The sequence below is a fragment of the Microcoleus sp. PH2017_35_SFW_U_B genome, assembly GCF_020737865.1.
Classification (GTDB): domain Bacteria; phylum Cyanobacteriota; class Cyanobacteriia; order Cyanobacteriales; family Microcoleaceae; genus Microcoleus.
On record NZ_JAEQDE010000022.1, the window covers coordinates 204,039 to 210,894 of the forward strand.

The window sequence follows — 6,856 nt, forward strand, 5'->3', positions numbered from 1 at the left end:
AATCCCATACTCTCTGCCTTTTGGATTGCACCATTTGTACAAACTGTTATTCTGTATCATTGTATACTAAAAGCTCAACTATTATATTTTCTTAATCTATCCGCAGGTACTTGACATTACCCCTGACTTCGGAGTAAGCCGTGTTGGAAGGGGGAGAATGGGGGAGAATATGACTTCATCCTTCTAACTACTGACAACTGCCAACTGACAACTGCCAACTGACAACAGTCAACTGATTAATTTTTCAACTGCATTTGACTGAACATTTGCAAGGCCGATCGCCAAACCAGATAACCTCGCTCGTTAAGGTGTAAGCCGTCTGTACTGAGTTGGGTTGGTAAATTGCCGTCAGCATCCGCAAACAACGGCTGCAAATCCAGATAGGAAACATTTTCGGAACTAGCAATTTCTTTCAGTCGCCGATTGATTGCGCGAATCCGACTGTTGGGAATCGCTAATAGTCGATCGCGATTTTCCCAGGTAGACTGTTCCCCGCTGTGGGGCAAAATCGACTGCACCACCACTTGTGCTTTCGGGTGCGCCCACCGCAAATCGCGGATAATCTGTCGCTGGTTGTTCAAAATCCCTTCGTCGCTGGCCCCCCGCAATAAATCGTTAATCCCGATCATCACAAACACCGTATCGGGCAGAGTGCGATCAAACAACTGCAATCGCTTCAGCAAACCTACGGAAGTCTCGCCGGAAATCCCTTGATTCAGCCAAATGCGATCGGGCGGTAACAGCTTCGTCGGAAACCACATACTCAAAGAATCTCCAGCCAAAACACTCAGTTTTGGGGGACGATTTGCCGCGGCAGCCTCAGCTTCCCGGCCCAACTGCGTCACCCACTGCTGGTAAGACCATTTGTGTCGAGGCCCTGCAAGGGGCAAGTCTGCCACTACTTTTGTAGAGTTTGTCGCCGTCGTCGAAGAGCGAATTAGTTCTTCAGTGCTTTCCGGCGTTAGTGCAGCACTAGCAGGGGAACTTTCTGTTAAGTTGTTTCCCCTACCGATTAGTTGAGCGACTGTGACAATTAGTACCGCGTTGGTAAGCAGAGATAGCAAAGCCCAAACCGGAACAGTTTTCGATCGGCTAACTTCCATCCCCAAGAGGGATTTATGAGTTCTACTTCTGCTAACTACTCCAAACTTCTCCATAAACTCAAGCGATTTGCAGGCACCATACTGAAATAATTGGCACTGATTGCTGCATCAAATTTTACCGTTCAATTTTCGCCTCAATTCTTGTAAGAATCAAGCACTGTGCTGTGTTGGGCGTGACGGCGATGCAGAACTTTGCTTTTTGGCACTACTCTACCATAAAAAATCTGCCTGCCAAACTTTCTGGCGCAGAAATCAGGCGATTTTAGATTTTAGATTTTAGATTTTAGATTTAGGAATTCCGAATGACTTACTGTATCAGGATTTAGAGCTTTTCTAAAGTAGCTTTTTTTAAAGCTGAGCCGCACGCAAAAACCCAGTTTGTTAACGTAATTGCGAGATTTTAGCAAGGAATGCCAGAACGATCGACCTGGTTTAAAAGACTCAAGAGTGCGTCTGCGACTGTATCTGCGGGCGGGGGATTTCAGATTGTGGTTTTTCACAATTAAGCCCTAGATGGACGTACAAATCGCTCATCTAGGGCCAGAAAGCTGAAGAAAGTCGATCGTCCCACGCTTGAGAGTTTTGCTCTAAAGTTTGGTAGTTCTGTCCGCACCCCCCCCAGAATAACCGCCGTAGCTGCTTTCTGTTCTGTTGCCAGAGCTAGTTTCCTTCACAAACCCGGTGTAAGCTTCCATCCCATGTTCGCCGATATCCAAACCTTCAGCTTCCTCAACAGCAGAAACGCGGATACCCAACAAAGCTTTGAGTGCCAACCAAAAAATCGTACTCAGCAGCACGGTCATTCCGCCTACAGAGATAATACCGATCAACTGCGGTATTAGTTGATCGAAACCTCCGCCTACAAACAATCCCGCTTTCGGCCCAGCGGTATAAATTCCCGTTGTGGGCCCGTCAGCAAATAAGCCAACTGCCAGAGTTCCCCAGATGCCACAGACTAAGTGAACGGAAGTTGCTCCTACAGGGTCGTCAATTTTTAAGTTGTCGAAGAATGTTACTGCAAAAACTACCATGATGCCGGCGATCGTGCCGATAATGGCAGAGTTGGGTATGTTAACCCAAGCGCAGCTCGCTGTCACCCCGACTAAGCCAGCGAGGATGCCGTTGATAATCATCGACAAGTCTGGTTTTCCGAGGTAAAGCCAAGCTGTAATTGTGGCAGCAACTCCCCCGAAAGCACCGGCGGTGTTGGTGGTGAGCGCAATGTGGGCGATCGCATTTGGATCGACAGCCATTGTCGAACCGGGATTGAACCCGAACCAACCGAACCACAGAATCAAACAGCCGAGGGTGGCAATGCTCATATTGTGTCCCGGCATCGCCACAGTGTCGCCGTCGCGGTACTTGCCGATCCGCGGCCCGAGAAATGCCGCTCCCATCAAAGCAGCCCAACCGCCTACCGAGTGAACCACTGCGGAACCTGCAAAATCGTAGAAACCTGCTGTTTGCAGCCAGCCGCCGCCCCAAATCCAGTGTCCGGTAATCGGGTAAGCAATTCCGACTAACAGCAAGCAGAAAATTAAAAATTCAAGGAATTTAATGCGCTCTGCAACTGCCCCAGAAACGATCGTAGCAGCAGTTCCCGCAAAAACTAATTGGAAAAAGAATTTAGCATTCAGGGGGACTCCCGTCCAGTTTAAGGATTTGAAAATGCCTTGATAAGCATCTCCCATAGCGGGGCTGTTGTCAGCCACGTTCAACAGGAAATATCCGCCGCTGCTGCCGATAAAACCGTTACCGTTGCTGAACATTAACGCAAAGCCGATCGCCCAATATGCGATCGTCGCAAGCGCAAACACAATCAGGTTTTTTGACAGTACGTTAACTGCATTTTTCTGGCGGCAGAAACCTGTTTCCAACATCCCAAAACCCGCGTTCATAAAGAACACTAGCATCCCAGCCACCATCACCCACATGGTATCCATGCCTACCTTGAGGCTGGCCAATTGCTCTTCGGTGGTTGGCGCAGCAGGAGGGGTTTGGGCTACTGCGGCATATCCCCAAATCAAGAAGATGACTGCTGCTATTGGTATACAGGCTTGCCAACTCGGACTGAGGCGGGCGATCGTCCTTTGTAATTTCTTGAACCTGCTGACTTTTGTCAAAAAGTTAGGGGCTGGCAAATTCAAAGACTCCCGCCTGACTTGTTTCGATTTTTTCTTTCCGACACTCATTTTCATCATTTTTACGCTTTTACAACTTATCAGCTCAGCTAGACCCCGAAAATTTCCCACAATTGTACTACAACACTTAGAGATTATTTGTTCATAGTGAGATATTTTTGATAGCCTAGCTCTTCTAGCTGAGTTTGTTTTTTCATTACAGATTCGGACAAAGTTTTCCGGTAATCCAGGATTCGCTCCAGCAATTGAGGCTGGGAAACTGCTAATATTTGAATTGCCAGCAAGCCAGCATTTTTAGCATTGCCGATCGCCACTGTTGCTACGGGTATACCGGCTGGCATTTGGACGATCGAGTACAGCGAATCTAGGCCTTGGAGGTGGCGGCTCGCTACTGGTACACCAATTACCGGCAATGGTGTTAAAGATGCTACCATACCCGGAAGGTGCGCCGCTCCCCCAGCACCTGCGATAATTACTTTCAAACCTCGTTGGTGCGCGGTTTGAGCATATTCCACCATCCGATCCGGGGTACGGTGGGCGGAGACAATTGCTACGGAGCAAGGTACGTGGAATTCTTCGCAAACTGCGATCGCTTCAGACATGGTAGGCAAATCCGAATCGCTGCCCATGATAATTCCAACTGTCGGTTGACTCATGCAATTTTCAGATGTGAGATTTCAGATTAATGGTAATTTTAAGTTATGGCGTTAACTAAAAGATCTCTTGCAAAAATACAACGCACCCCACCCCAACCCTCCCCGCGAGTTCGGGGAGGGGGTAAGATTATTCTTGTTTCCCCCCTTAATAAGGGGGGACTTGCGGGGGGTAAATTTGACGAGAGCAAGAGTTCTAAAATTTAGATATTTTGTAGCCAAACTGATGCTCGAAAGCAATTTGGTGACAAGCCAAGAGTGCAGAAAGCAAAAATCTCCACATCCTCATCAAGAGCCCGCAGATTTATCGAGGCGAGCAAATCTAAAATCTAAAATCTAAAATCTAAAATCTAAAATCGGATGACTGAAGCCACAACCCCAACTGCCGCCCCTACAGATATTCTCAATGCTCGCCTGCCCGGTTGCAAGGATTTGCAGATGCTTGCTGTTGACAACACGGGCATCATTCAAGAAGTTTGTTCGATGGACAAAGTATTTAAACGAATTGCTCCTCCCAATTTGCAAGTGATCGACGCTGCGGGTGATTGGGTTTCTCTGGGCGGTGTTGACTTGCAGATTAACGGAGCACTCGGTTTAGCTTTCCCAGATTTAGAAAGCAAGGATGTTAAAGTTTTACCTAAAATTTGTCAATTTTTATGGTATCAGGGAGTTGATGCTTTTTTGCCGACTTTGGTGACAACTTCCCTGGATAAGTTTAGGCGATCGCTCTCGACGATAGCTGATTATATGCGGACTGCAAAAACCGCTGCTCCTGCCACCAATAAATCCCAAAGTGCCGAAATAATCGGCGTTCACCTCGAAGGCCCTTTTCTCAACCCCCAGAAGCGAGGAGCTCACCCAGTTGAGTTTTTACTACCGCTAACAATAGAAAATGTCAAGTTAGTTCTAGGAGATTGTGCGGATATTGTCAAAATAATTACTTTAGCGCCGGAGTTAGACAGCACTGGTGAAGTCATTCCCTATTTGCAAAGTTTGGGAATTGCCGTCAGTCTGGGACACTCCCAAGCGACGGCAGAGCAAGCACAGCAAGCATTTGCCCAAGGAGCTTCAATGGTAACTCACGCTTTTAATGCGATGCCGAGTTTGCATCACAGAGAACCGGGTTTGTTAGGAGCGGCGATCGTTTATCCGGGCGTAAAATGCGGTTTAATTGCTGACGGCAAGCACGTTTCTCCGACAATGATTGATTTTTTGCTGCGTGCTGGCAGATACGACACAGGCGTTTTTTTGGTAAGCGATGCTTTGGCTCCTTTGGGTTTGCCTGACGGTGTTTATCCTTGGGATTCCCGACAAATGGAAGTCAGAAAAGGTACAGCATGGGTAAGATTGGATTACCATTCGCCGCTGGAATCTGCTACTTTGGCAGGTACAACTCTGCCGCTGTTGGCGGGAGTGCAGAATTTGGTAAGGTGGGGGATTTGCGAGGTAGAAAGTGCGATCGCCCTGGCAACTGAATCTCCCAGAAAGGCGATCGGACTTTCGGGAATTATCGGCAAACCGGCAACTCAATTGTTGCGCTGGAATTTCAATGCAGCGACAAAAGAATTGACTTGGCATCGATTGTTTTAAGTCATTAGTTATTAGTTATTGGTTATTGGTTATTCGTTATTCGTTATTTGGTAATTCTCCCACTCTCCCACTCTCCCGCTCTCCCCCTCTCCCTCTCCTACTCTCCCCCTGCTATAGCGCGTCGCGTGAGAACCCCGGTCTTTTAAGCCGGGGATGAAACGCAGTTGCAGCCTTAAGGCTGCCAGCATTCTATATTATTTGTTTCTTTGTTCTTCGATATATTTCCTGACAGTTTCAGTAGAAACGTTTCCAACACTGCCAACAAAATAACTAGGAGTCCACAATGTAGGTAATTTCAGTAATTCGGGAAACTCTTTCCTCAAGTAACTGGATGCCCTACCCTTAACTCTTTGCATGACGAAACTGGCGGAGTCTGTCGGCTTAATATTAAGCAATAAATGGACGTGATCCGGCATAATCTCCAAAGCAATAATTTTCCACCTGTTTTCCGTGACTACCTCAAAAATAATTTCTTGCAGCCGTTCTGCAATTTTGCCGACCAGAACGGCTTTACGGCGTTTGGGAATAAAAACAAAGTGCATATTGATCAGCGAGACGGCCTTGCTCTCGTGCCGATACTCTAAATCTTTTTTTGACAAACTCGCCATAAGACTATTGACTCCATCGACAGGTAGTGTATAATCAACACATTACATCAACAAGGTGACTGGCGTGTTTGGATGTCAGCAGGTATTGATTAAGCCCGATCAAAAGTTGAAAGCAGTTCTAGAATATATTTGTCAAGAGTCAAACAAACTACATAACTGTGCGGTTTACTACGTTCGTCAAGCATACTTTAAGGGTCATATTTTTGTCCGCCCGTTTGACGTAATCAACGAGTTAAAACGCAATCCTCATTACGGAGCTTTATGCGCTCAAGCAGCTCAACAGACTTGTGGTGCTGTCGGTGAGTCGGTAAAATCTTTCAAAGGATTGATTAAATTGTTTCGTGAAGGAAAGCTTGAATCTAGACCGAAATTTCCAAATTACCGTACTCCTGGCGGGCTTCACTTAATTGCCTATCCGAAACAGGCGCTTGGTAAAAAGTTGATTGATGGTCGAATTTCTATCCCTCTCGGACAAAAAGTTAAGGCTTGGTTCGGATTGAAGAACTTTCAAATTCAAATGCCTTCTAATCTGGATTATGCCGAGATCCGAGAAGTGAGAATCCTTCCTAGAAATGGTTGTTTTTATGCCGAATTCGTCTACAATTGATACTCCCCAGCCCGCTCCGGGACGGGGATTCTTGAAGAGTCCAAATGCGAACTTTCGGCTCTCCAGAACTTATGGTGATAATTTTATCTAATGCAAGAAACAAGCTAATACGCGATTTCTAAAATTATCAAAATTAGAAAAGCCATACCCTTGT

Annotated in this window: 6 protein-coding genes; 2 read left to right on the forward strand and 4 right to left on the reverse strand. The window is 46.6% G+C overall.

What is annotated here, in order from left to right:
• Positions 1 to 236 precede the first annotated feature (236 nt).
• The 3 genes from JGK36_RS03865 to purE all read right to left on the reverse strand — a co-directional run bounded on the left by JGK36_RS03865 (position 237) and on the right by purE (position 3,900).
• A complete protein-coding gene (locus JGK36_RS03865) occupies positions 237 to 1,157 on the reverse strand; it encodes an SGNH/GDSL hydrolase family protein (protein ID WP_293183752.1) in 921 nt (306 codons plus the stop codon).
• 533 nt (positions 1,158 to 1,690) lie between these two features.
• Positions 1,691 to 3,304 carry an ammonium transporter gene (locus JGK36_RS03870; RefSeq protein WP_293183754.1) on the reverse strand — a complete coding sequence of 538 codons (1,614 nt, stop codon included), beginning with the start codon at positions 3,302 to 3,304 and terminating at the stop codon, positions 1,691 to 1,693.
• Between the two features lie 74 nt (positions 3,305 to 3,378).
• The gene (purE, locus tag JGK36_RS03875) at positions 3,379 to 3,900 is read right to left on the reverse strand and encodes a 5-(carboxyamino)imidazole ribonucleotide mutase (RefSeq protein ID WP_293144866.1); all 522 of its coding nucleotides are present in this window, start codon (positions 3,898 to 3,900) and stop codon (positions 3,379 to 3,381) included.
• 357 nt (positions 3,901 to 4,257) lie between these two features.
• Here purE and nagA point away from each other — a divergent pair, with 357 nt between their 5' ends.
• On the forward strand, positions 4,258 to 5,487 hold the full coding sequence (gene nagA, locus JGK36_RS03880; RefSeq protein ID WP_293196306.1) for an N-acetylglucosamine-6-phosphate deacetylase: 1,230 nt from the start codon (positions 4,258 to 4,260) through the stop codon (positions 5,485 to 5,487).
• A 194-nt stretch (positions 5,488 to 5,681) separates the two neighbouring features.
• Here the strand turns inward: nagA and tnpA are convergent, their stop codons facing one another.
• Entirely contained in the window at positions 5,682 to 6,095 is a 414-nt protein-coding gene (gene tnpA, locus JGK36_RS03885; protein ID WP_293183758.1) for an IS200/IS605 family transposase, read from the reverse strand.
• 85 nt (positions 6,096 to 6,180) lie between these two features.
• Between tnpA and JGK36_RS03890 the strand changes: the two genes are divergently transcribed.
• Complete coding sequence (locus tag JGK36_RS03890; protein ID WP_293183760.1) at positions 6,181 to 6,702, forward strand: hypothetical protein; 522 nt, start codon at positions 6,181 to 6,183, stop codon at positions 6,700 to 6,702.
• The last annotated feature ends 154 nt before the right edge of the window (positions 6,703 to 6,856 follow it).

Coding starts and splice junctions, on each gene's coding strand:
- JGK36_RS03865 (WP_293183752.1), bottom strand. CDS start 1,157: ATGGAGAAGTTTGGAGTAGTTAGCAGAAGTAGAACTCATAAATCCCTC.
- JGK36_RS03870 (WP_293183754.1), bottom strand. CDS start 3,304: ATGATGAAAATGAGTGTCGGAAAGAAAAAATCGAAACAAGTCAGGCGG.
- purE (WP_293144866.1), bottom strand. CDS start 3,900: ATGAGTCAACCGACAGTTGGAATTATCATGGGCAGCGATTCGGATTTG.
- nagA (WP_293196306.1), top strand. CDS start 4,258: ATGACTGAAGCCACAACCCCAACTGCCGCCCCTACAGATATTCTCAAT.
- tnpA (WP_293183758.1), bottom strand. CDS start 6,095: ATGGCGAGTTTGTCAAAAAAAGATTTAGAGTATCGGCACGAGAGCAAG.